General features: G+C 63.5%; 28 protein-coding genes. All 28 read right to left on the bottom strand.

All coding sequences use genetic code 11. From position 1 onward, the window contains the following. Complete coding sequence (locus tag EP376_RS02210; protein ID WP_127653899.1) at positions 1–765, bottom strand: biotin--[acetyl-CoA-carboxylase] ligase; 765 nt, start codon at positions 763–765, stop codon at positions 1–3. Continuing rightward, positions 755–2,188, bottom strand: a complete 1,434-nt coding sequence (nuoN, locus tag EP376_RS02205; RefSeq protein ID WP_127653898.1) for an NADH-quinone oxidoreductase subunit NuoN — start codon at positions 2,186–2,188, stop codon at positions 755–757. The genes EP376_RS02210 and nuoN overlap by 11 nt, the downstream gene beginning before the upstream one ends. Positions 2,189–2,198: 10 nt before the next feature. Continuing rightward, complete coding sequence (locus tag EP376_RS02200) at positions 2,199–3,761, bottom strand: NADH-quinone oxidoreductase subunit M (protein WP_203330889.1); 1,563 nt, start codon at positions 3,759–3,761, stop codon at positions 2,199–2,201. Then, positions 3,761–5,872 carry an NADH-quinone oxidoreductase subunit L gene (gene nuoL, locus EP376_RS02195; protein ID WP_127653896.1) on the bottom strand — a complete coding sequence of 704 codons (2,112 nt, stop codon included), beginning with the start codon at positions 5,870–5,872 and terminating at the stop codon, positions 3,761–3,763. The genes EP376_RS02200 and nuoL overlap by 1 nt, the downstream gene beginning before the upstream one ends. Positions 5,873–5,878: 6 nt before the next feature. Continuing rightward, positions 5,879–6,184: an NADH-quinone oxidoreductase subunit NuoK gene (gene nuoK, locus EP376_RS02190; protein WP_127653895.1), complete on the bottom strand. Its 306-nt coding sequence runs from the start codon at positions 6,182–6,184 to the stop codon at positions 5,879–5,881. A 10-nt stretch (positions 6,185–6,194) separates the two neighbouring features. Continuing rightward, a complete protein-coding gene (locus EP376_RS02185; protein WP_127653894.1) occupies positions 6,195–6,650 on the bottom strand; it encodes a hypothetical protein in 456 nt (151 codons plus the stop codon). Next, the gene (locus EP376_RS02180) at positions 6,647–7,252 is read right to left on the bottom strand and encodes an NADH-quinone oxidoreductase subunit J (RefSeq protein WP_127653893.1); all 606 of its coding nucleotides are present in this window, start codon (positions 7,250–7,252) and stop codon (positions 6,647–6,649) included. The genes EP376_RS02185 and EP376_RS02180 overlap by 4 nt, the downstream gene beginning before the upstream one ends. Beyond that, positions 7,249–7,656 (bottom strand): carboxymuconolactone decarboxylase family protein, encoded by a 408-nt coding sequence (locus EP376_RS02175; RefSeq protein WP_127653892.1) that lies wholly within the window; start codon positions 7,654–7,656, stop codon positions 7,249–7,251. Before EP376_RS02175 ends, EP376_RS02180 begins: the two co-directional genes overlap by 4 nt. Continuing rightward, entirely contained in the window at positions 7,653–8,147 is a 495-nt protein-coding gene (gene nuoI / locus EP376_RS02170) for an NADH-quinone oxidoreductase subunit NuoI (RefSeq protein WP_127653891.1), read from the bottom strand. The genes EP376_RS02175 and nuoI overlap by 4 nt, the downstream gene beginning before the upstream one ends. A 1-nt stretch (position 8,148) precedes the next feature. Further along, positions 8,149–9,186: an NADH-quinone oxidoreductase subunit NuoH gene (nuoH, locus tag EP376_RS02165; RefSeq protein ID WP_127653890.1), complete on the bottom strand. Its 1,038-nt coding sequence runs from the start codon at positions 9,184–9,186 to the stop codon at positions 8,149–8,151. A gap of 27 nt (positions 9,187–9,213) precedes the next feature. Continuing rightward, positions 9,214–9,606 (bottom strand): hypothetical protein, encoded by a 393-nt coding sequence (locus tag EP376_RS02160; protein ID WP_127653889.1) that lies wholly within the window; start codon positions 9,604–9,606, stop codon positions 9,214–9,216. A 35-nt stretch (positions 9,607–9,641) separates the two neighbouring features. After that, the gene (gene nuoG, locus EP376_RS02155) at positions 9,642–11,657 is read right to left on the bottom strand and encodes an NADH-quinone oxidoreductase subunit NuoG (RefSeq protein WP_127653888.1); all 2,016 of its coding nucleotides are present in this window, start codon (positions 11,655–11,657) and stop codon (positions 9,642–9,644) included. 139 nt (positions 11,658–11,796) lie between these two features. Beyond that, positions 11,797–12,234, bottom strand: a complete 438-nt coding sequence (locus tag EP376_RS02150; protein WP_127653887.1) for a DUF5333 domain-containing protein — start codon at positions 12,232–12,234, stop codon at positions 11,797–11,799. Between the two features lie 125 nt (positions 12,235–12,359). Next, entirely contained in the window at positions 12,360–12,893 is a 534-nt protein-coding gene (locus tag EP376_RS02145) for a DUF3291 domain-containing protein (protein ID WP_164744841.1), read from the bottom strand. A 31-nt stretch (positions 12,894–12,924) separates the two neighbouring features. After that, positions 12,925–13,413 carry a DUF3291 domain-containing protein gene (locus EP376_RS02140; protein ID WP_127653885.1) on the bottom strand — a complete coding sequence of 163 codons (489 nt, stop codon included), beginning with the start codon at positions 13,411–13,413 and terminating at the stop codon, positions 12,925–12,927. A gap of 34 nt (positions 13,414–13,447) precedes the next feature. Beyond that, on the bottom strand, positions 13,448–13,882 hold the full coding sequence (locus EP376_RS02135; RefSeq protein ID WP_127653884.1) for a hypothetical protein: 435 nt from the start codon (positions 13,880–13,882) through the stop codon (positions 13,448–13,450). An 11-nt stretch (positions 13,883–13,893) separates the two neighbouring features. Next, the gene (locus tag EP376_RS02130) at positions 13,894–14,268 is read right to left on the bottom strand and encodes a hypothetical protein (protein ID WP_127653883.1); all 375 of its coding nucleotides are present in this window, start codon (positions 14,266–14,268) and stop codon (positions 13,894–13,896) included. Next, a complete protein-coding gene (locus EP376_RS02125) occupies positions 14,268–14,807 on the bottom strand; it encodes a DUF3291 domain-containing protein (protein ID WP_127653882.1) in 540 nt (179 codons plus the stop codon). Before EP376_RS02125 ends, EP376_RS02130 begins: the two co-directional genes overlap by 1 nt. Further along, positions 14,720–16,006 (bottom strand): NADH-quinone oxidoreductase subunit NuoF, encoded by a 1,287-nt coding sequence (gene nuoF, locus EP376_RS02120; RefSeq protein ID WP_127653881.1) that lies wholly within the window; start codon positions 16,004–16,006, stop codon positions 14,720–14,722. Before nuoF ends, EP376_RS02125 begins: the two co-directional genes overlap by 88 nt. A gap of 48 nt (positions 16,007–16,054) precedes the next feature. Further along, positions 16,055–16,273 carry a DUF5337 domain-containing protein gene (locus tag EP376_RS02115; protein WP_127653880.1) on the bottom strand — a complete coding sequence of 73 codons (219 nt, stop codon included), beginning with the start codon at positions 16,271–16,273 and terminating at the stop codon, positions 16,055–16,057. A gap of 26 nt (positions 16,274–16,299) precedes the next feature. Continuing rightward, positions 16,300–16,995: a hypothetical protein gene (locus EP376_RS02110; RefSeq protein WP_127653879.1), complete on the bottom strand. Its 696-nt coding sequence runs from the start codon at positions 16,993–16,995 to the stop codon at positions 16,300–16,302. Between the two features lie 127 nt (positions 16,996–17,122). Beyond that, complete coding sequence (locus EP376_RS02105) at positions 17,123–18,250, bottom strand: NADH-quinone oxidoreductase subunit E (RefSeq protein ID WP_127653878.1); 1,128 nt, start codon at positions 18,248–18,250, stop codon at positions 17,123–17,125. Beyond that, positions 18,250–18,372: a hypothetical protein gene (locus tag EP376_RS23485; protein ID WP_255519410.1), complete on the bottom strand. Its 123-nt coding sequence runs from the start codon at positions 18,370–18,372 to the stop codon at positions 18,250–18,252. The genes EP376_RS02105 and EP376_RS23485 overlap by 1 nt, the downstream gene beginning before the upstream one ends. Further along, entirely contained in the window at positions 18,369–18,704 is a 336-nt protein-coding gene (locus tag EP376_RS02100) for a hypothetical protein (protein WP_127653877.1), read from the bottom strand. The genes EP376_RS23485 and EP376_RS02100 overlap by 4 nt, the downstream gene beginning before the upstream one ends. Before the next feature lie 94 nt (positions 18,705–18,798). Further along, positions 18,799–19,974, bottom strand: a complete 1,176-nt coding sequence (locus EP376_RS02095) for a hypothetical protein (RefSeq protein ID WP_127653876.1) — start codon at positions 19,972–19,974, stop codon at positions 18,799–18,801. Positions 19,975–19,996: 22 nt separating this feature from the next. Then, complete coding sequence (locus tag EP376_RS02090; protein ID WP_127653875.1) at positions 19,997–20,461, bottom strand: hypothetical protein; 465 nt, start codon at positions 20,459–20,461, stop codon at positions 19,997–19,999. After that, a complete protein-coding gene (locus EP376_RS02085; RefSeq protein WP_127653874.1) occupies positions 20,458–21,705 on the bottom strand; it encodes an NADH-quinone oxidoreductase subunit D in 1,248 nt (415 codons plus the stop codon). Before EP376_RS02085 ends, EP376_RS02090 begins: the two co-directional genes overlap by 4 nt. After that, positions 21,702–22,532, bottom strand: coding sequence for a sulfotransferase (locus EP376_RS02080; RefSeq protein ID WP_127653873.1), 831 nt, complete (start codon positions 22,530–22,532; stop codon positions 21,702–21,704). The genes EP376_RS02085 and EP376_RS02080 overlap by 4 nt, the downstream gene beginning before the upstream one ends. Positions 22,533–22,545: the final 13 nt, after the last annotated feature.

Below are 22,545 nucleotides of genomic sequence, written 5' to 3'. Positions count from 1 at the left end.
CTAGAAGTAGACGTCGGCCGCGGTGATGCGGCGCGGACCGGTCGCGGTGATCAGGATCAGGTTGCCGTCCAGATCCACCGTGTCGAACAGCCCCTTGACCGTTTCCTTGCTCGTCCGGGCGACGATGGTTTCACCCAGTCGCGCCGCCTGTTTGAGCCAGTCGTCACGGATGCGTGGAAAGCCGAAGGTGGCAAGCTTGCCCTCCTGCGTGGCGAAGGCATTGGCAAGGACCGAAAGGAATTCCTCCGGATCGACCGCATCGCCCAGTTCCTCGGCCAGAGAGATCGGCGGGAACGGCGCGTCGATCCCCTTGGGCGCATGGGCGAGGTTCACGCCGATCCCGATCGACAGCCAGTCGACAAACGGGCCACGCGACGAACTCTCCAACAGGATCCCCGCGACCTTCCCGCCGTTCAGAAGAACGTCGTTGGGCCATTTCAGGGCCAGCTTTTCATGTTCGACATAGAGCGCCAGCGCCTCGCACAGTGCATTGGCCGCAAGGAATGACCGCTTGGCCGCCTCCTGGGGGGAAGCATCGGGCCGGAAGATCAGGGTCGCGGCAAAGTTGCCGGGCTGTTCCAGCCATGTCCGGTTGTGCCGGCCCCGCGCCTCGGTCTGGCGCCGGGCGAGGAACCAAGTCGGCTTGCTCAGCGTGCGGATCTGGCGCGCGGCCTCGCGCATGGTGCTGTCGACCTGGTCGAGAACGACCTTGTCGTAGCCCGACGGCCAGGGAAGACCCCGGCCCTCTGACGACCTAGTTGACAAGCGAGGCCGCCGCGGCGGCTGCCGCGGGCTCGATGCCGAAGAGGTTCACGATGCCCACGACCATCACCGCGGCCGATGCCATCAGGAACCCCCAGAGAACCGGCGACATGCCGGGATCAAGCGCGTCGCGCTCCTCTCCGAAATACATGTAGTAGACGATCCGCAGGTAGTAGAAGGCGCCGATGACACTTGCCAGAACGCCCGCGACGGCCAGCCAGCCAAGGCCCGCATCATAGGCCGCGCGCAGGACATACAGCTTGCCGAAGAAGCCCACCATCGGCGGCACGCCCGCAAGGCTGAACAGCAGCACGAGCATGGCAAGCGCCTTGAGCGGCTCGCGCTTGGAATACATCTGGAGCGCGTCGATATCGGTCACGACCCGGCCATCCTTCTCCATCGACATGATGAAGGCGAAGGTGCCGATGTTCATCGTCACATAGATCGCCATATAGATCAGCATCGCCTGCACACCCAGAACGGTGCCGGCCGCAAGGCCCATCAGGGCAAAGCCCATATGCGCGATCGAGGAATAGGCCATCAGGCGCTTGATGTTGCGCTGACCGATGGCGGCGATCGCACCAAGGAACATCGACAAGACCGAAAGAAGCGCCACGATCTGTTGCCAGTCGCCGACCACGCCGCCGAAGGCGTCATGCACGACCCGCGCAAACAGACCCATCGCCGCAACTTTGGGCGCGGTCGCGAAGAACGCGGTGACCGGCGTGGGCGAGCCTTCGTAGACATCGGGTGTCCACATATGGAAGGGCGCGGCCGAGACCTTGAAGGCGAACCCCGCCAGCAGGAACACGAGACCGAAGAGAAGACCCGTCGAGACGCCGCCTTCGGTCGCCTCGATGATGCCCGCGAACGAGGTCGTTCCGGTGTAGCCATAGGTCAGCGACGCGCCATAGAGCAAGAGCCCCGAAGACAGCGCGCCCAGCACGAAATACTTCAGCCCGGCTTCCGTCGACTTGATGCTGTCGCGCCGAAGCGCCGCCACGACATAGAGCGCGAGCGATTGCAGTTCGAGCCCCATGTAAAGGACGATCAGGTCCCCGGCCGAGACCATGACCATCATGCCCACGCTCGCCAGCGTGATCAGCACGGGATATTCGAACTTCAGGATGCCGTGGCGGGCCATGTAGCCCTCGCTCATCAGCAGGATCGCCGCGCCGGACATGAGGATCATGACCTTGGCAAAGACGGAGAAGCCGTCAGAGGTGAACGACCCCTCGAAGGCAGAGCCCTGCGGTCCGGCAATCGCGATCCACAGGGCCACGAGGACCATCACGCCACTTGTCGTCCAGACAAGAAGCGGTGCTGCGCGATCCTTAATGGTGTAGACCGCGCCCATCAGCGCCGCCATCGCGAAGACGGACAGCACCAGTTCGGGAAGGACCACCTGGATATCGGCTGCGATCATCTCTTATTCCTCAGTTCTGGGCCAGCATCGTGGCGGCCTCGAAATCGGCAACGGCCACGTCGACTTGCGACACGAGATTGGCGACGCTTGGTCCGATGATGTCGGTGACCAGCGCAGGATAGACACCCAGCAACAGCGTCATGACGATCAGCGGGGCAAAGATCGCACGCTCCCGCCGGGTCATGTCGGTGATCGAGCGCAGGGCCTCCTTGATCAGGTCGCCCATCACGACCCGACGATAGAGCCAGAGCGCATAGGCCGCCGACAGGATCACGCCCGACGTGGCGACGAGGGCCACCCAGGTGTTGACCTGGAAGACACCCATCAGCGTCAGGAATTCGCCGATGAAGCCGGAGGTGCCCGGCAGGCCCACATTGGCCATGGTGAACAGCATGAACACCAGCGCATAGGCGGGCATCCGGTTCACGAGGCCGCCATAGGCATCGATCTCGCGGGTATGCATCCGGTCATAGATCACGCCCACGCACAGGAAGAGCGCGCCCGAGATGAAGCCGTGGCTGAGCATCTGGAAGATCGCGCCATCAAGCCCCTGCTGATTGGCCGCGAAAATCCCCATCGTCACGTATCCCATGTGGGCCACGGACGAATAGGCGATGAGTTTCTTCATGTCTTCCTGAACCAGCGCGACCAGCGACGTGTAGACGATCGCGATGGCCGACAGCCACAGGACCAGCGGCGCCCAGATATCTGTGGCGACGGGGAACATCGGCAGGCTGAACCGCAGGAAGCCATAGCCCCCCATCTTCAGCAGGATCGCCGCCAGAACGACCGACCCGGCGGTCGGCGCCTGAACATGCGCATCGGGCAGCCATGTGTGGACGGGCCACATCGGCATCTTGACCGCGAAGGAGGCAAAGAACGCGAGGAACAGCAGGGTCTGCATGCCGCCCACGACCTGCATGCCCAAAAGCTCGAAGCTTTCGGTGCCGAAGCGGAAATCAAGAAGCGAGGTTTCGCCCGGACCGCAGGCGCCGATGCAGGTGGTGCCGGATTGCTGGAACATCGCAACCATCGCCACAAGCATCAGGACAGAGCCGAGGAAGGTATAGAGGAAGAACTTGAACGAGGCATAGATGCGGTTCTTGCCGCCCCAGATGCCGATGATCAGGAACATCGGGATCAGACCGGCCTCGAAGAAGACGTAGAACAGCACCAGATCGAGCGCCATGAACACGCCCAGCATGAGCGTTTCCAGCACGAGGAAGGCGATCATGTATTCCTTGACCCGATGCGTCACATCCCAGCACGAGGCAATGACAAGCGGCATCAGGAACGTCGTCAGCATGACGAAGAGGATCGAGATCCCGTCCACACCCATCCGGTAGGTCATGCCCAGAAGCCATTCCCGTTCTTCCACGAACTGGAAGTCGGTATTGGACGGGTCGAAGCCGAACAGCACGAACAGCGACACCACGAAGGCGAACACCGTGGTGGCAAAGGCCACCCACTTGGCATTGCGCTGTGCCGCCTCGTCATCGCCGCGCAGGAACAGCGCGAGGATCAGCGCGCCCAGAAGGGGGATAAAGGTGGTGAGTGACAGAAGGTTGCCCATCAGTTCGTTCCCCCGGTGATGCTGACCCATGTCAGGACCGCGGCAATGCCGACGACCATCCAGAACACGTAAGTGAACATGTATCCCGTCTGCGCCCGTCCCGCGAGGCGGGTCAGGAACGGGATGATGCCCAGCGCGATACCGTTGATGCCGCCGTCAATCGTGCCCTGATCTCCCCGCTTCCATAGGAACATGCCGATCCCGCGCGCAGGGCGAACAAAGAGGAAGTCGTATATTTCGTCGAAATACCACTTGTTGAGCAGGAACTCGTAGAGCGGACGCTGGTTCTGAGCCAGTTTGGCCGGCCAGTCGGGGCGGCGGATATACATTTGATACGCCGTCCCGAAGCCCAGCAGCATCGAGATGAAGGGCGCGAGCTTGACCCAGATCGGCACCGAATGCGCCTCGTCGAGGACGTGGTTGTCGGGCCCGATATAGATCGCGCCATCGCCCGGATCGCCGCCGAAGGCGAAATGGTGATCCTCGCCATGATCGCCCGCGGCCTCTTCGCCGGAATGCGCCTCATCCGCGGCAGGCTCTTCGCCGTGGCTCTCTTCGGCCATGGCGACGGCCTCGGGGATGCCGAAGAACTTCGCGACCTTCTCGCTGTCGCCGAAGAAGGGCTTGTACCAGATCATGCCCGCAAGGATCGCGCCGAGGGCCAGCACACCAAGCGGGGCCAACATGGTCATCGGGCTTTCATGGGCATGTTCATGCGTGTGGTGATCGCCGCGCGGCTTGCCATAGAAGGTCAGGAACATCAGCCGCCACGAATAGAAGCTGGTGAACAGCGCGGCCACGACCAGAAGCCAGAAGGCATAGCCGTTATGGGCGGCATAGGCGCTCTCGATGATCGCATCCTTCGACACGAAGCCCGCAAAGCCGACCGGGAAGCCGAGATACAGAAGCGGAATGCCCACGCCGGTGATCGCAAGCGTGCCGATCATCATGGCCCAGAAGGTGTAGGGCAGCTTGTGGCGCAGCCCGCCATAATTCCGCATGTCCTGTTCGTGATGCATCCCGTGGATCACCGAACCGGCGCCGAGGAACAGCATCGCCTTGAAGAAGGCATGGGTGAAGAGGTGGAACATCGCCACCGAATAGACGCCCACGCCGGCGGCCACGAACATGTAGCCCAGCTGCGAACAGGTCGAATAGGCGATGACGCGCTTGATGTCGTTCTGAACCAGACCCACGGTCGCGGCAAAGAACGCGGTCGAGGCGCCGAGGAAGACGATGAACTGGCTGGCCTCGGGCGCGAATTCGTAGATCGGCGACATCCGGCAGACGAGGAACACGCCCGCCGTAACCATGGTTGCCGCGTGGATCAGCGCCGACACCGGTGTCGGGCCTTCCATGGCGTCCGGCAGCCAAGTGTGCAGGATCAGCTGTGCCGATTTCCCCATGGCGCCGATGAACAGAAGAACACCGATCAGGTTCGCGGCGTTCCATTCCCTCCAGAGGAAGGTGATCTGCGTCTCGGCCAGCGTCGGCGCGGCGGCGAAGATGTCATCGAACTTGACGGAATCGACGAGGAAGTAGATCGCGAAGATGCCCAGCGCAAAGCCGAAGTCGCCAACCCGGTTGACCACGAAGGCCTTGATCGCCGCGGCATTGGCCGACGGTTTACGGTAGTAGAAGCCGATCAGAAGGTAGGACGCCACGCCCACGCCTTCCCAGCCGAAGAACATCTGGATCAGGTTGTCCGACGTCACGAGCATGAGCATCGCGAAGGTGAAGAACGACAGGTACGCAAAGAAGCGGGGACGATAGCTCTCGCCTTCGCGGAAATTGTCGTCATGGGCCATGTAGCCGAAGGAATACAGGTGCACGAGCGCCGAGACCGTGGTGATGACGATCAGCATGATCGCCGTCAGACGGTCGAGCCGGATGGACCAGTCGGTGGCCAGCGTTCCGCTTTCGATCCAGCGCAGGATCGTGATCTGATCGGTCACGCCATCATGGCCTAGAAAGACGATCCAGCTGAGGAAGGCCGCCAGGAACAGAAGGCCGGTGGCCACCCATTGCGCCGCCGTCTCGCCCAGGATCTTCCACCCGAAGCCGCAGATCAGCGCGCCTGCAAGAGGGGCAAAGAGGATGATGGTTTCCATTGGTCTTTAGCCCTTCATCACGTTGACGTCTTCAACGTCGATGGTCCCGCGGACGCGGAAGAAACAAACAAGGATCGCGAGCCCGATCGCGGCCTCGGCGGCGGCGACGGTCAGCACGAAAAGGGTGAAGATCTGGCCCACCAGATCGCCGAGGAACGACGAAAAGGCGACGAGGTTGATGTTGACCGCCAGAAGCATCAGCTCGATCGACATCAGCATGATGATGACATTCTTGCGGTTCAGGAACAGGCCGAAGACACCGATGACGAACAGCATCGCCGCGACCGTCAGGTAATGTTCAATTCCGATCATATTCTCACCTTCAACCGTTTGCCGCAGCGGCGCAGACGCAGGCGCCGAACTCTTCGGAGACATTGTCAGCCGCACCGCCAACATCGTAGGCGCGGCGTGTGGCCTGCCTTTTGAGCGCCAGAAACTGGCTGCCCATTTCCGCGCCCGGCCCCGGCGACTCGGCGCGCAGGGTGTCCACCGCTTCGGACACGCGGTCCGCAGGAAGAAACAGCAACACGGACAGTCGCCCGCGCGGGCAATTGACCATGGCCATGAGTCCGCCGCGCTCGGGGCCACCTGTCCGGGTCCAGAGGGCGACATCGTCGGCAATCAACTCGACCGTTGCCGTGTCGCGGTCGGGATCGGCCGCGAGCGCAAAGCCTTCGGGCGCACTGTCGCCGGTGTCCGGCAAACAGGCGAGCGGCTGAGCGCCGGCTGATTGCGCGGCAACGGCCAGCCAGAGGGCAAGAAGTCCCCGGCCGATCATAGCCCCTGCCCCGGTTTCACGTCCTTCAACTCCATCGCCTTTTCGGGATCGCGCATCATCTGGGCAACGATGTTCTGCCGCTTGACGTCGACCCGGTGGCGCAGCGTCAGCACGATCGCCCCGATCATCGCGACCAGAAGGATCAGGCCCGCCAGCTGGAACAGCAGGATGTAACGGTCATACAGCAACAGGCCGATGCTTGCGGTGTTCTGCGCGTCGCCCATCGGCGCGGCGATCCGATCCTCGACCCCGTCCGCAAAGCCCCAGACGCCGAAGGCAACGCCCAGCTGCATCAGGATCACCACCCCGATCAGCAGGGCGAGCGGCATGTAGCGCGCCATTTCGGCCTTGAGGGCCGCGAAATCGATATCCAGCATCATGACGACGAAGAGGAACAACACCGCGACCGCGCCGACATAGACGATGATCAGAAGCATCGCGACGAATTCGGCACCCAGAAGGATGAAGAGACCCGCCGACGACAGGAAGGCAAGGATCAGCCACAGCACCGAGTGCACCGGGTTCCGGCTGACGACGGTCATCAGGCCGCCCGCCACGGTCGTGGTGGCAAAAATATAGAAAGCGAATGCCGCGGGTGTCATTTGCCCTGTTCCCCTTCGTCTCCGTCAAGGACCTCGGTGGCGAGTTCCATGGCCTTCGTCATCGCGGGCACCCCTCCGAAAAGGCCTGCCTGCGCGATGGTTTCGGCGATTTCCTGTTTGGTGGCCCCGGCCTCGACCGCGTGGCGCACCGTCAGGCGAACCTGCGATTCCGCCTGCGCGCCCAGGATGGTAAGCCCCGTCAGCGTGCACAGGAGCCGTGTCTTGGCATCCAGACCGTCGGGATTGAAGGTCTTGCCCATGACGGTTTCCATCATCTCGCGCGACATGGTGGGCCACAGGGTTTCGAACCCCTTGGGTGTGAAGGATTCCAGCGCCGGGTTGAGTGACCGTGCCCAATCCTGCCCGGCCTTCATCATGGCCATGAAGGGGTTGTTGTCGGTCATCGGTAGGGCGCGTCCAGTTCGAGGTTGCGGGCGATCTCCGCTTCCCAGCGGTCACCGTTTTCCAGAAGCTTGGCCTTGTCGTAATACAGCTCTTCGCGGGTTTCGGTCGAAAACTCGAAGTTCGGGCCCTCGACGATCGCGTCGACCGGGCACGCCTCCTGGCAGAACCCGCAATAGATGCATTTCGTCATGTCGATGTCGTAGCGCGTCGTCCGGCGGGAGCCGTCGTCACGCGGTTCGGCATCGATGGTGATGGCCTGCGCCGGGCAGATCGCTTCGCACAATTTGCAGGCGATGCACCGCTCTTCGCCGTTGGGATAGCGGCGCAGCGCGTGTTCGCCCCGGAATCGCGGCGACAGCGGCCCCTTTTCATGCGGGTAGTTCAGCGTCGCCTTGGGCCGGAAGAAGTATTTCAGCCCCAGTTTGAAGCCCTGAAAGAAATCCTGAAGCAGGAAGTATTTCGTGGCGCGGGAATAGTCGATCTGAGTCATTTTACGCTCCGATCCAGCGGGCCCAGAACCCGCCAAAGACTTCGAATTTTGCGAGGAAAGAGACGATCACCACCCAGGCCAGCGACATCGGCAGGAACACCTTCCAGCCAAGGCGCATCAGCTGGTCATAGCGGTAGCGCGGCGTGATCGCCTTCACCATCGAGAACATGAAGAAGACGAACAGCATCTTCAGGACCATCCAGAACATGCCATCGGGCAGGAACGGCACCGGCGACAGCCAGCCCCCGAAGAACAGCAGGGTCACCAATGCGCACATCAGCACCACAGCCGTCAGTTCGCCGATCATGAACAGCAGGAACGGTGTCGAGGAATATTCGACCTGGTAGCCCGCCACGAGTTCCGATTCCGCCTCCGGCAGGTCGAAGGGCGGGCGGTTCGTCTCGGCCAGCGCCGAGATGAAGAACAGGAACAGCATCGGGAAATGCGCGACCCAATACCAGTTGAACAGCCCCGCCGAGCCATCCTGCGCGGCGACGATGGCGCCGAAGTTCATCGAGCCCGTCGAGATGATGACACCGATGATGATCAGGCCGATCGACACCTCGTAGGAAATCATCTGCGCGGCGGACCGCAAAGAGCCGAGGAAAGGGTATTTGGAGTTCGACGCCCAGCCGCCCATGATCACGCCGTAAACCTCGAGCGAGGAGACGGCAAAAACATAGAGGATCGCCACGTTGATATCGGCGACAGCCCAGCCCTCGTTGAAGGGAATCACCGCCCAGGCGATGATCGCCATCACCAGCGAAATCATCGGCGCGAGATAGAAAACGGCCTTGTCGGCGCCGGCGGGAACCACCACTTCCTTGACGATATATTTCAGGAAATCGGCGAAGGATTGCAGCAGCCCGAAGACGCCCACGACGTTCGGGCCGCGCCGCATCTGGACAGCGGCCCAGATCTTGCGGTCGGCATACATCAGGAACGCCAAAGAGACGAGAAGCGGCACCAGAACCAGCAGGACCTGACCCGTCACAAGCAGTACAATGCCAAGGTTGGTGTTGGTGAAGAAGTCTACCATGTTTCGTTCCCTCGGACCTCTTGGCCTCTATACCGTCGGAATGCCGTTCAGTGCGCAATTGGCAACCGTGACTTCCGCGTCGATCGTCCGCTCCCCCTGGGGGAGCGCCGCCGAGATGGTGTAAACAGCATCCGCGCGCCAGTTTCCACCCGTTTCGTCCACCAAAGTGCGCACATGTCGCGCGAATCCATAGCCGCGGATCAGCGTATATTGCGCCGCGGCGCATTCGGCATAGGCGACCACGTCCTCCGGGCCGCCTGCGCCTGACATCTCGACCGCGAATCCGACCAGATCCCCGTCAAGAAGACGTGTCTCGATGCCGCGATAGACCGGATCGCCCGACGCGGAAATGCCGGCACCGTCCCCGGTGCTGCAGGCGGTCAGCAGGACCGCACAGCACAGGGGTGCCACCGGACGCATCCGGTGATCTATGGCCGGGAAGACAAGCAAACGGCTTACTCCGCCGCGATCTGGGTTTCGGCGCGGGACTTTGCCATCGCGCTGAGTTCGGCCATCAGCTGGCTCGCGCGCGCAATCGGGTTCGTCAGGTAGAAATCCTTGATCACGATCCGGAAATCCCCGTCGCCCAAGGGGCCGGGTGCAACCGCCTGCCAATCGTTTTCGACCACCTGGTCGATCTGCTTGAGATGGGGGTGATCCGCGATCAGGACGTTGCGCAGCTGCGCAAGGCTGTCCCACGGAAGCTGGGCGCCCAGTTCGGACGAAAGCGCCCGGAGGATCGCCCAGTTTTCCTTGGCCTCGCCCGGCGGGAAGCTGGCACGCAGCGCCAGTTGGGGGCGGCCTTCGGTATTCACGAACAGGCCGCTTTCCTCGGTATAGGCCGCGGCCGGCAGGATCACGTCGGCACGATGCGCGCCTCGGTCACCGTGGCTGCCCTGATAGATCACGAATGCGCCGTCGCTAATCTCGACCTCGTCGGCGCCGAGGTTGTAGATCACGTCCGCATCTTGGATATCGGCCATGCCGTTCGGCGCGACGGCGCCCACATCCATCGCGCCTACGCGGGCGGCCGCCGTGTGCAGAACCAGAAGCTTCGATCCGGATGCCTCGCACATCTTCTGGACCATGGCGAGAACGGCCGCGCCATCGGCCTCGGTCAAGGCACCCTGTCCCACGATCACCAACGGCGACGTGGCAGACATCTCTCGGCCGGCATCGAGCGCCTCGGCCAGCGCGGCGCGGCCTGTGCCCATGTGGACATACTCATAGGTCAAGTCGACTTCGGGGCCGATCAGACCAACGAAGGCGCCCCGGGCCCAGGCCTTGCGGATACGGGCATTTAGGACCGGCGCCTCGTTCCGCGGATCGGAGCCGATGATCAGGATCGCGTCCGAGCTGTCGATATCTTCGATGGCGGCAGTGCCCGCATAGGCAGACCGGTTCCCGGCGGGCAGCTTGGCCCCGTCGGTGCGGCATTCGACGACACCGCCCAGACCCTCGATCATCCGCTTGAGGCCAAAGGCCGCCTCGACCGGGGCAAGATCGCCCACAAGGCCCGCAGGCTTCGCGGCGCCTTTCAGCGCCTCGGCCGCGCGGCCAAGCGCTTCGGGCCAGGTCGCCGGGCGCAGCTTACCGTTCTCGCGGATATACGGGGTGTCGAGCCGCTGACGGCGCAGGCCATCCCAGACAAAGCGCGTCTTGTCGGAAATCCATTCTTCGTTCACGCCGTCATGGTTGCGCGGCAGGAACCGCATCACTTCTCGGCCCTTGCAATCCACCCGGATCGAGGAGCCCAGCGCATCCATCACGTCGATGGATTCGGTCTTGGTCAGCTCCCACGGCCGGGCGGTAAAGGCATAGGGCTTCGACACGAGCGCGCCGACCGGACACAGATCGATGATATTGCCCTGAAGGTTCGAATCGAGCGTCTCGTTCAGGTAGGACGTGATCTCGGCATCTTCGCCGCGGCCGGTCTGGCCCATCTGGCTGATGCCCGCCACCTCGGTGGTGAAGCGGACACAGCGCGTGCAGGAGATGCAGCGCGTCATATGCGTCTCGACCAGAGGGCCGAGGTCCAGATCCTCCGTCGCGCGCTTGGGCTCGCGGAAGCGGGAAAAGTCGACGCCATAGGCCATCGCCTGATCCTGAAGATCGCATTCACCGCCTTGGTCGCAGATCGGGCAATCCAGCGGGTGGTTGATCAGGAGAAACTCCATCACGCCCTCGCGGGCCTTCTTGACCATGGGGCTGTTGGTCTTCACGACCGGCGGCTGCCCTTCGGGACCGGGGCGGAGGTCCTTGACCTGCATGGCACAGGACGCCGCGGGTTTCGGCGGGCCACCCACGACCTCGACAAGGCACATCCGGCAATTGCCCGCGATCGACAGCCGTTCGTGATAACAGAAGCGTGGAATTTCGATCCCGGCCTGTTCACAGGCCTGGATGAGCGTCATCGCTCCCGGCACTTCCACTTCCTGATCGTCGATGATGATCTTGCGCAATTCGGACATGACAGGTCTCGCGTTCACAGTGTCCGCACTCGGACGCGGACGATTTGCGCCCTTCTAACGCGGCTGGTTGGGTGATGCCAGACGGTATACCTGTGTGCGCCATGAAATTTCCCGATCCGCGGGCGCGCAGCCCAATCGCTCAGCGTAGAAGCCGCCCGATGCGGCTGTCGCCGGCGATTTCGGCGCGCCCGATCGTGCAATAGGTCTCCCATTGCCCCTCGATCGCGCCCATCCGACGCAGCCTGTCGCGCGCAATCGCCTCGAGCCGGCGCTGTTCGGCCCGGTCGTCGACATAGGCGTCGATTTCGGCGTCGGAATAGCCCAGTTCGCTGGCCAGCCGGCGCAGGGACCAGAGATAATTCACCCCCGCGACCAGCCGCGCGTCGAGGCTGTCGCATTTGTCGCCGATTTCATAGGCGATCGCGGTGGCGATCAGCCCCTCGGTGATCTGCCGCTCGTCACGCAGTTCTGCCCGCGCCGCCGTGGCGCCCGCAATCACGATAAACCCGAACAGGACGGCCACAGCCGCCAGATAGGCCCGGATCGATGTGAGTTTCCGCCGCCGCCCTGCCTTCATAACCAACTCTTTTCTTGTTTTTTGCTCTATCCGACGAGTTGGGCAGAGGGCGGCCATTAATCAATGGCGGAAAACCGGCAGTTTCCCCGCCCAAGGCGGAACTCCGCCCCTTTTGAAACGCGGTGTTACCGTGTGGGCGCGGGCAATTTGCCTGTCTGCCGCAACCAGTCGAAATCGAATGCGTCCTCGGACGGGCCCCGGCTCCGAAGCTGCCGGAACCGCGCCATGCCTTCGGCAAGGCCCGGGCGATGGCCCTCGGGCACCCACCACAGAACGAGATTCCCCCTGTCCTCGGGCTCGAACCATTCCCCGGCCCGGCGCAGATACCGTCCGTGGACAGAGCGTTCGACAAAGAACCACAGGCTTTGCGCATCCGCCCAGACCGAGAGGGTCGAGGCCGTCCGGGGCTTGGCTCCGAATGGCCCTGCGGGATCGCGCTGCGCGGCGTCCATCTCGTCCTCGTCCATCTGCCAGATGAAACCGGGGCAACGCTGCGCGATGGCGCCGACCTTGCCCAGCACGGATTGAAACGGCGCGATGCGGGGATCGTCCCAATCGTAGCGCAGGGTTCCAAAGTTCAGTTCGGCCAGATGCATCTTTGCGGTCATCGCTTCATGGGCACCGATCCTGTCGGGCCTGCGCGATTTACCCCGTGCCAAACCGGGTCTCGGGGGTTGGTCAGGGAGCAGATCATTGCGTGGCGCAGCGGCGCGGCTGGACAAGGCCCTGCGCCCGCGCCCATTCCCAGCCGAAGGCACCCGGTCCGTCGCCATCGATTTGCAATGCGTCCAGCCGGCCGAGCCCTTCGTCAAGGGTTGGCCGGTGGCCCTTTGCAATGGGCCACATCACGAAATGCATGCGCCCCATGATCTCGAACCACTCCTGCCGACGTTCGTAGAATTGCCGATGGACGGTGCCAAAGGCAAAGGCTTCGAGGCTGGCCACATCCTCCCAGACGGTGAGGTTCGCCACGAACTGGGGATCGCCCCCGATCGCGTTCTCTGTATTGCCTGTGCCCGGCTCGCCCGATCCTTCCATCATCCAGACAAAGCCGGGCATCCGTTTTCCCATGCCGTTGATCCGGTCGAGCGCGTTCATGAATTCGGCGACGCGCGCATCATCCGTGGACGCGACCAGACGACCGATGTTCAGCTCTGCAATGTCCTGACCTTCAAACATGATCGCACCTTTCTTTTCGTGACACTGATCCGCCTCAGCCGTCGAGGGCCGGGCAGGTTTCAAGACGGATATAGAATGTCCGTGGGTCCTGCGGCGCATAGGCCGCGACATCGCCCTGAAGACCGCCGCGCCCCACCGCGTCCCCGGCATCCCTGAAACCGCAGGCCAGCAGAATCGCGGACAAGGCCGTCTCGTAATCGCCCGGGCCGGGCGTCAGGCCGTCGATGGCGATCGCGGGCACGCCATCCGAGAATTCTCCCGCTGCCGGGGATGGGGGCTGGACCAATGTGCCGTCGGGCTGAATCTCGGCCGCCGAAGGACGCACCCAGCGGTAAAGCGTGCGCCGGACTTCCAGCGCCTGACCCTCGACGGTGACCGTGACACCGTCGCGCAATTGCATCGGCGCTGGTGCGAGGTTGCCCGGGGGATCGGTCGCCGGAACACAGGCCGCGAGGAGCACCCCGAGCATTGCCGTGATCCTCATGGGGGGGCAGCCGGAACAGAGGCGTCAACGCATGGCGCCGACGACCATGTCGACAGGCCGTCTTCGCCGAAGCCGCGATAAGACAGGTCCGCGACCGGGGCACCGCAATAACGTTCAAGCGCAATTTCGGCGCGGCTCCGCTCGCCCAAGGCCAGCGGCGCGCCCTCGGGATCAAGGACGAGAAGGCCACCGATCTCGGGAAAGGGTGAAACCTCGACACCATCGACGACCACGGCGGTAAACCAGGCCAGCGTGTCGTCCGCAACCACGAGAACGGGACCGTCCGGCGTATCAACGCGCTGATCGGATGAGACGCAGGCCGCGAGTGCGGCCAGCGGCACAGGCAGGAGGGCGAACAGGGCCCGCTTCATCAGGCGGTGCCCAGCTGATCGAAGGTGAAAACCGTCTCGCTCGGCCCATCGGACACAAGCCGGTCGACCCGATCCCTTGCCTCGGCCATCTTCGGGACGTGGCCCGGCGCGATCCACCACAGCGCGTAGTTCACCCGCGTTCCAGGCTCGAACCATTCCTCACGACGGCGAAAGAACGCGCCGTGAACCGTGTTGTAGACGAACGACCTCAGATCGTCGGGCCTCTCCCAGACCGAGAAGGAGGCGACGACCCTGTCATCCCGAGCAAAAAGCGGCCAGCCGATCGACACGGCCCCGGCCATCTCGTCCCCGTGGCGCCAGACGAAGCCCGGCGATCGTTCGGCGATGGCGTTGACGCGGCCCACGGCGTCAACAAATCCTGCGACGCGAGGGTCGCCGACAGGCGCCCTCAGCTTGCCCCAATTGAAATGCGCAATATGCCGCGCGGCTGTCACTCCGCCGCGATCGGACCGCGCTTGTGGCGGATACGATCCTCGATCTCGTCGCGGAAGTTGCGGATCAGGCCCTGGATCGGCCATGCGGCCGCATCCCCAAGCGCACAGATCGTGTGGCCTTCGACCTGCTTGGTCACGTCGAACAGCATGTCGATCTCTTCGACGGCGGCCTCGCCCTTCACCAGACGGTCCATCACGCGCATCATCCAGCCGGTGCCTTCGCGGCAGGGCGTGCACTGGCCGCAGCTTTCGTGCTTGTAGAAGGCCGACAGCCGCCAGATCGCCTTGATGATATCGACCGAGTTGTCCATCACGATCACCGCCGCCGTGCCGAGGCCGGACCCCAGCTCGCCGCGCAGGTAATCGAAATCCATGATCGCGTCTTTCATGTTCTCGCCGCGCACGCAGGGCACGGACGAGCCACCCGGGATCACCGCCTTGAGATTGCCCCAGCCGCCGCGAATGCCGCCGCAATGCTTTTCGATCAGTTCCTCGAAGGAGATCGACATCTCTTCCTCGACGACGCAGGGGTTGTTCACGTGACCCGAGATCGCAAAGACCTTGGTGCCCGCGTTGTTCTGCCGGCCAAAGCCCGAGAACCACGATGCGCCGCGCCGCAGGATCGTCGGCACGACGGCAATCGATTCGACGTTGTTCACCGTCGTGGGGCAGCCATAGAGGCCCGCACCCGCCGGGAACGGCGGCTTCATCCGGGGCATGCCCTTCTTGCCTTCGAGGCTCTCCAGAAGCGCGGTTTCCTCGCCGCAGATATACGCGCCGGCGCCGTGATGCAGGTAGAGGTCGAAATCATAGCCAGAGCCGCAGGCGTTCTTGCCGATCAGGCCCGCGTCATAGGCCTCGTCGATGGCAGCCTGAAGGGCCTCTTTCTCGCGGATATATTCGCCGCGGATGTAGATATAACAGGCATGGGCCTGCATCGCGAAGGATGCGATCAGGCAGCCTTCGACAAGGGTGTGGGGATCATGGCGCATGATCTCGCGGTCCTTGCAGGTGCCGGGCTCCGATTCGTCGGCATTCACGACAAGATAGGACGGGCGACCATCGGATTCCTTGGGCATGAAGGACCATTTCAGACCCGTGGGAAACCCCGCCCCGCCACGGCCGCGCAGGCCGGAGGCCTTCATCTCGTCGACGATCCAGTCGCGGCCCTTGGTGAGGATCTCCTTCGTGCCGTCCCAATGGCCGCGCGCCTTCGCTCCGGCGAGCGAACGGTCATGCATGCCGTAGAGGTTGGTGAAGATCCGGTCCTGGTCCTTGAGCATTCTCTTGCCTCTTTACGAGCCGGGCGTCGTGCGCCCGGGTTGGGTCATTTACTGGCCTATACGCCAAGCTTGGTATGTCATCCAGAGGCCAAGGCCGAAACCCGCCAAAGCCATCAGATCAAATAGCGCGCGCACGCGCTGGGTCAGGCCGAGTTGCGGGCCAAGCCACATGGCCGCGATCCAGAATATGCCGCTGCCCACGACAACAAGGGCAGCGCGACGCCCTGCCCTTGCCTGTTCCTTGGCCTTGTCCCGATCGGATTTCATCCGTTCTCCGTCTCGGGGCGACGACGTCAGTAGACGTCGCCATCCTCCACGCGCTTCGAAAATTCAGTATCGCCACCGGCCGCAAGGACCTTGGCCTGATCGACCCAGTTGTCCCGGGACACCCGCCCCTTGAACCCTTCGAGGTTGGCGTCGACCCAGGCGATTTCCTTGCCAGTCCAGGATGCTATCTGATCGAAATGATAGACGCCCATGCTGTTGAGCAGCGTCTCGAGTTTGGGTCCGACACCCTTGATCTCCTTGAGATTGTCGGCCCCGCCCTCGCGCGGTCCGCCCAGCATCTCGGGCTTGTCGGCCTCGCCGGGGGGGTCTGTGGCCTCAGGCTCGGCGGGAGCGGGCGCGGGAGCTGTTTCGGGCTCCGGCGCGGTTTCGGCCACAGGCGCCGGCGCAGGTGCCGGTTCAGGCGCGGGGGCCGGTTCTTGTGTCGCAACGGGTGCGGCAGCCGCAGCGGCGGGCTTGCTCGAACTGACGGTCGTTGTCCGGGCATGCCGGGCCTGCACCTCTTCGAGCGTGGGCAGCGGTCTGCACAGGATCACGCTCAGAAGCGCGCCAAGCACCACGAACAGCAATCCGCCGGTGAAGATCGCGCCGGGCCACGAGAGGTCCCCGATCAGACGCAGCAGGACAATCGCGAGTATCCCGACCAGTAAACCGATCAGCCAACAGGTGATCGTGCACCTCAGGTTTCCAGCTGGTTCCGCCATCTTCTACTCTCCCTTGTCGGTCTTGACTGGCACCGCTCCACTTACTGCGGCTTTATGACGCCATTCATAATCGAAAATCGTACACAGGCATAACAAATCGTCACGTTGATCAAGACGCGGGCCGGCTTTACCCCTCACTTGCCAGTTTTCGCGCCTGGGCGATCCAGTCGTCTCGGGTGATGCGGCCCTTGAATTTCAGCCGCGCATCGACCCATTCCACCTCGGCGGGGCCCCATTGCGCGATCTGATCGAAGTGCCAGAACCCCAGTTCGTTGAGAACGCCTTCCAGCTTTGGTCCGACGCCCGTGATCCGCTTCAGATCGTCAGCTGTGCCACCTTTGGGCGAATCAAGCCGGGCGGGCTCGCTCTCGGTCACGGGGGCTGCGGGCTCGGCCGCAGATGGGGCCGGCTTCGCGGGTTTGGGCATCTCGGTCGCGGCCGGCTCGGGTGCCGGGCGGGGTGCCTTTTCACGCGCGGCGGGCTCTGCGGCATGCTGAACGGGGTCGCCGTGGGCGCTGGCATTCGCCCGGGCCATCTCGCCCGCGTTCGGCCCGGTCCATGGTGCGACCAGCGGAACCTCGGTCCCGTCGATCCGCTTGAGCGTGTCACCGACCTCGGTGGCCAGCGTGACGGAGGCGTTGGCCGGCAGCTTGTCGCTTTCCCACTCCGTCAGGCTGGTAAGGCCCGAGGCAGGCTCGGACGCGTAGCGTCCGTTCTGCGGGCCGGGCGTCGGCACCTTGCCTTCGGCCATTTCGTCAAGGATACGGCCAAGACTCTCGACCGTCAGATCCTCGTAATAATCCTTGCCGATCTGGGCCATGGGCGCATTGGAACAGGCCCCGAGGCATTCGACCTCTTCCCAGCTGAACTTACCGTCGGCGGACAATGTGTGCGGCTTGGCCGCGATCTTTTCCTTGCACAGGCCGACCAGATCCTCGGCGCCGCAGATCATGCAGCTCAGCGTGCCGCAGATCTGGACATTGGCCACCGATCCGACGGGCTTGAGCTGGAACATGAAATAAAACGTCGCCACCTCGAGCGCGCGAATATAGGCCAGATCGAGCATGCTTGCCACATGTTCGATGGCAGGCCGGCTGAGCCAGCCTTCCTGTTCCTGCGCCCGCCACAGAAGCGGGATGATCGCGCTGGCCTGCCGCCCCTCGGGATATTTGGCGATCTGGGCGCGGGCCCAGGCCTCGTTATCGGGGGTGAAGGCAAAGCTGTCGGGTTGGTCGGCGTGAAGTCTGCGAAGCATCAGGACGTTCCGGTTAGAATTGCGGCGCCAGTCGCGCCAATCAGGACGATCAGGGGCACCGTATGAAGCCCAAAGCCGGTCATGACAAGCAGTCCGGGCACGATCCCGAAGATCGCGATCATGCGCAGGCCTCGGTGTTGACGCGGATTGCCCCGCTGCCCACGACCTCGACCCGGCCCGCATCAGCCAGACGCGGCGTGATCTCGGCCAGTTCGGCCTGTGTAAGGCTGGCGGCCAGCAGGATGGTTTCGACATTGGCGGCGGTCAGGACGCAGCCCTGCTCCTCGATCGCGGAGACAAGGCGCACCTCGGGCGGATCGGGTTCGACCACGGGGGCCGGATTTGCCACCTCGCCCGGGCCGACAACGATGTCTTCCGGAGACAGCGACGTGCAGCCTGCAAGCGCGATGGCGGCAAAGAGAAACGGGATTCCGGAGGTACGAAACAGGGTCATCTTGAACTCTTTCGGTCGCGTTGCGGGCGTCTCCGCCCGGACGTTTCCTTGATACCATGCCAGCCGGCAGGTGCCAGACCGGATTTGGTCGCAGCTATCGGCAGTCCGGATGGTCCAGCACAAGGGCGAGGCTGTCCTGCACGAGCCGGTCTTCGCGCAACAGCGCCGAAATCGCCCGTTGCGCCAGCATCCGGTCGTCACCCGTCTCGGCCGCCCATTGGGTCAGATCGAGCAGAGAGGCCGTGCAATCCCGGGCAACCATTTCGATCATGAGATCCAGTTTGAGGCTGTTCAGAGCACTCTCGGGCCCGGGGGCGCAGACAGACGGATCGAGGATCAGGAAATCGCCCCCTTCAGAGGCAAGGCCCGCATCCATCAGCTGATCGGCCAGTTCGTCGGCGGCCCGGATATCAAGCCCGAATTCAGGCCCCATCATCACGGCCTGTTCATATGTCATGGCGCAGCCATAGCCCGAGAACAGCGCGAGGAACGCGGGCCAGTCGGGGTTGCGCATCGCCACGAGATCGGAGGATGCGGGCGGCGGCGGCGCCGTGCCCTCGGCCGCGATGCAAAGCGGCGGCAAGATCTCGAACACATCGGACATGAACCGCGCCTGGCCCGCGGCGATCATCTCTTCGGCGACCTCTTCGGCCTCGGAGATACTGATGCCCGCGGCGGCAAAGCCCGTTTCGGCGACCTCTTCCGTGATCCGACAGCCATTGGCCCCCGCGAGATCGAGGATCGTCGCCAGAATGTCGGAGCCCGGATCGACGCCGGCCTCCGTCCCTGCCCCGTCACAGACTTCGGGCGACAGGATCAGAATGGAGTCGTCAATCAGCTGGGCATCGCCGCGCGCAACCAGCGCCTCGACTGCGGGCGTCGTGTTCGTCCGGTCAAGCCCCAGCGGCGCCAGCAGGCCTTCGGCCGTGGATTCGCCCATCCGGCATCCGTTCAGACGCAGCCCCGCGATCAGGACCTCCTCGACCGTGTCTGCCGCGAACAGCCCGCAATAGGCCGGGGCCAGCTCGACCGCGCCATCTTCGGCCACCCGCGAAGCCCCGAGAGCAAAGAGATTCTGAACCGCGTCCTGCACCTCGTCCGCATCAAGGCCCCTGTCTTCGGCAATCGACTGGAGGCTGGCCGCGTCAACGCGACACTCGGCCTCGCGCAGAAGGCCCGCCATGTCGGCGGGGGCGATTTCAGCCGCGGCGGGCATCGCAAGAATGCTCAGGCCGGCGATCCGGGATGCGTGGGAAAAGAACTTGATCATAGGGCGACTCCATCAGGCACAATCAGGCACAACGGGCGAGACCGATCAGATTCCCCGCACCATCATAAACGAAATCATCGTCCGGAAGCTGCGATATGCCAAGGGAAACCACGTCGAAGCCCACGCGATCGGCCACCAGCGGGATATCTTCATCCGGCATCCCGTTGGCCCGCAACAGCGACCGGCCGACAAATCGTTCGAAATCCGGCAAGGTCTGCTGGTTCACGGGAAACCGCCCGCAATCGAACCCGAGTGCGGCATAGGCGAGGAGCGCGCCATAGGAATTGCGCGGCGTCTCGAGGAAGGCGCGCATGATCTCGGCGCCCTCGGGGCTGAGCTCCGATAACGGCACGGCGTCGGGCCGAGCAACGAGGAACTCCGCCTCCGCGGCACCTGGTGCGATGATGACACCCGTGGGTGCGGCCTGTTCCGTTTCACAGGCCGCCAACGCAATCGTCCCCGCAAGGACAATTGCAAAGTGCTTCACCTGTCGATTTCGCCGAAAACGACGTCCATCGTGCCGATGATCGCGGCCACGTCGGCCAGCTGATGGCCCGAGGCGATGTGATCCATGGCCTGCAGGTGCAGATATCCCGGTGCGCGCAGTTTGGCCCGGTAGGGTTTGTTGCTGCCGTCAGCCACGAGGTAGACGCCGAATTCGCCCTTGGGCGCTTCGACGGCGGCATAGACTTCGCCCTCCGGGACGTGGAAGCCCTCGGTATAAAGCTTGAAGTGATGGATCAGCGCTTCCATCGAGGTCTTCATCTCGCCGCGCTTGGGCGGGGCCATCTTGCCGCGCGCCATTACGTCGCCCTGATTTTCGGGCATCCGCAGTTTTTCAATGGCTTGCAGGATGATCTTGGTCGATTCCCGCATCTCCGCCATGCGGACGAGATAGCGGTCGAAGCAGTCGCCGTTCTTGCCCACGGGCACCATGAAATCGAACTCGTCATAGCATTCGTAGGGCTGCGCACGGCGCAGATCCCAGGCGAGGCCCGATCCGCGCACCATCACGCCGGAAAAGCCCCAGTCGAGGATCTCGTCCTCGGTGACAACACCGATATCGACGTTGCGCTGCTTGAAAATGCGGTTCTCGGTCAGAAGACCGTCGATATCGTCAAGCACGGCCGGGAATTCGTGTGCCCAAGTCTCGATATCGTCAAGCAATTCGGGCGGCAGGTCCTGATGGACGCCGCCGGGGCGGAAATAGGCCGCGTGAAGCCGCGCGCCGCAGGCCCGTTCGTAGAAGATCATCAGCTTCTCACGTTCCTCGAAGCCCCAGAGCGGCGGGGTCAGCGCGCCCACGTCCATCGCCTGCGTCGTGACGTTGAGAAGGTGGTTCAGGACACGGCCGATTTCGGAATACAGAACCCGGATCAGCGAGGCGCGGCGCGGCACCTCGGTGCCGGTCAGCTTTTCGATGGCAAGGCACCAGGCATGTTCCTGGTTCATCGGGGCCACGTAATCGAGCCTGTCGAAATATGGCAGGTTCTGAAGATAGGTCCGGCTTTCCATCAGCTTTTCCGTGCCGCGATGCAGCAGGCCGATATGCGGATCGCAGCGTTCCACGATCTCGCCGTCAAGCTCGAGGACAAGGCGCAACACGCCGTGGGCCGCAGGATGCTGCGGGCCGAAGTTGATGTTGAAGTTGCGAATCTGCTGTTCGCCCGTCGCGGCGTCGGTCGACCCGTCATCGTAGCGGTCGGTCCGGATATTGCTTCCGTCCATCATGCGATCGCCCTTTCGTAGTTGGCCCGCCACGCGGCGGGGATACGGCCGAGAAACTCGGCCATGAACCTGTATTGATCGAGCAGGAACCGGGCCGCGCGCCTGCGCAGACCGTCCTTCATTTCGGCGGGGCGACCCTCGTGGGCCCGCTCCTTCGCCGCCGGATGGGGCTCCAGCCCCGCGGCGCGGCAGACGGTCTCGGCCGTCATCTCTTCGCTGACCAGAACGCTGAGCCGGGCGCGCGGCACGGCCTGCGTCAGCCGCGTGATCGCATCGGCATAATCGCCCCGCGTCGTGATCTGCGGCTCGCCTGCGTCATCGACGATCCGGCGCAGCATGCCGCGGGTCCGGGCATCGAAATCGGCCTCGGGCTTCATCCGGCGCGAGACTTCCATGCGGATATGCGACCACAGCCGCTCCACCGGGTCGCGCACGAGATAGATGAACCGCGCACCGGGAAAGCCGGCAATCATCCGCGCATAGGCGGACACGGGCAGCAAGCCGTAGGACGGGGTCACGTCAAGCGCGACACCGTCGCCCGAAACGAATGCGCGGTAGGCCGCGTCGCCTTCCCTGTTACCCGCGATCACCTCGCACAGGCGATCGAGGTCCCCGATCCGGCGGGGGGCCGCATTATTGGCGACCAGCCGCGCCCGCGCCCGGGAAAAACCCGCCAGCTGACGGGCCTGATCGCCGGTGTCGTCGGTGTCGAAGTAATGCAATTCCTTCACTGCGCGCGCGCCCACCTCCGGATGGGACGCCAGGCATTCCCAGAGCCAGGACGTGCCCGCCTTTGTCGCGCCGACGCCGAAAACGATGCGATCAGACATCACCCACCCCACA

The organism is Alexandriicola marinus, assembly GCF_004000435.1.
GTDB classification, from domain to species: domain Bacteria; phylum Pseudomonadota; class Alphaproteobacteria; order Rhodobacterales; family Rhodobacteraceae; genus Alexandriicola; species Alexandriicola marinus.
This window is presented reverse-complemented; position numbering and strand designations above follow the sequence as displayed.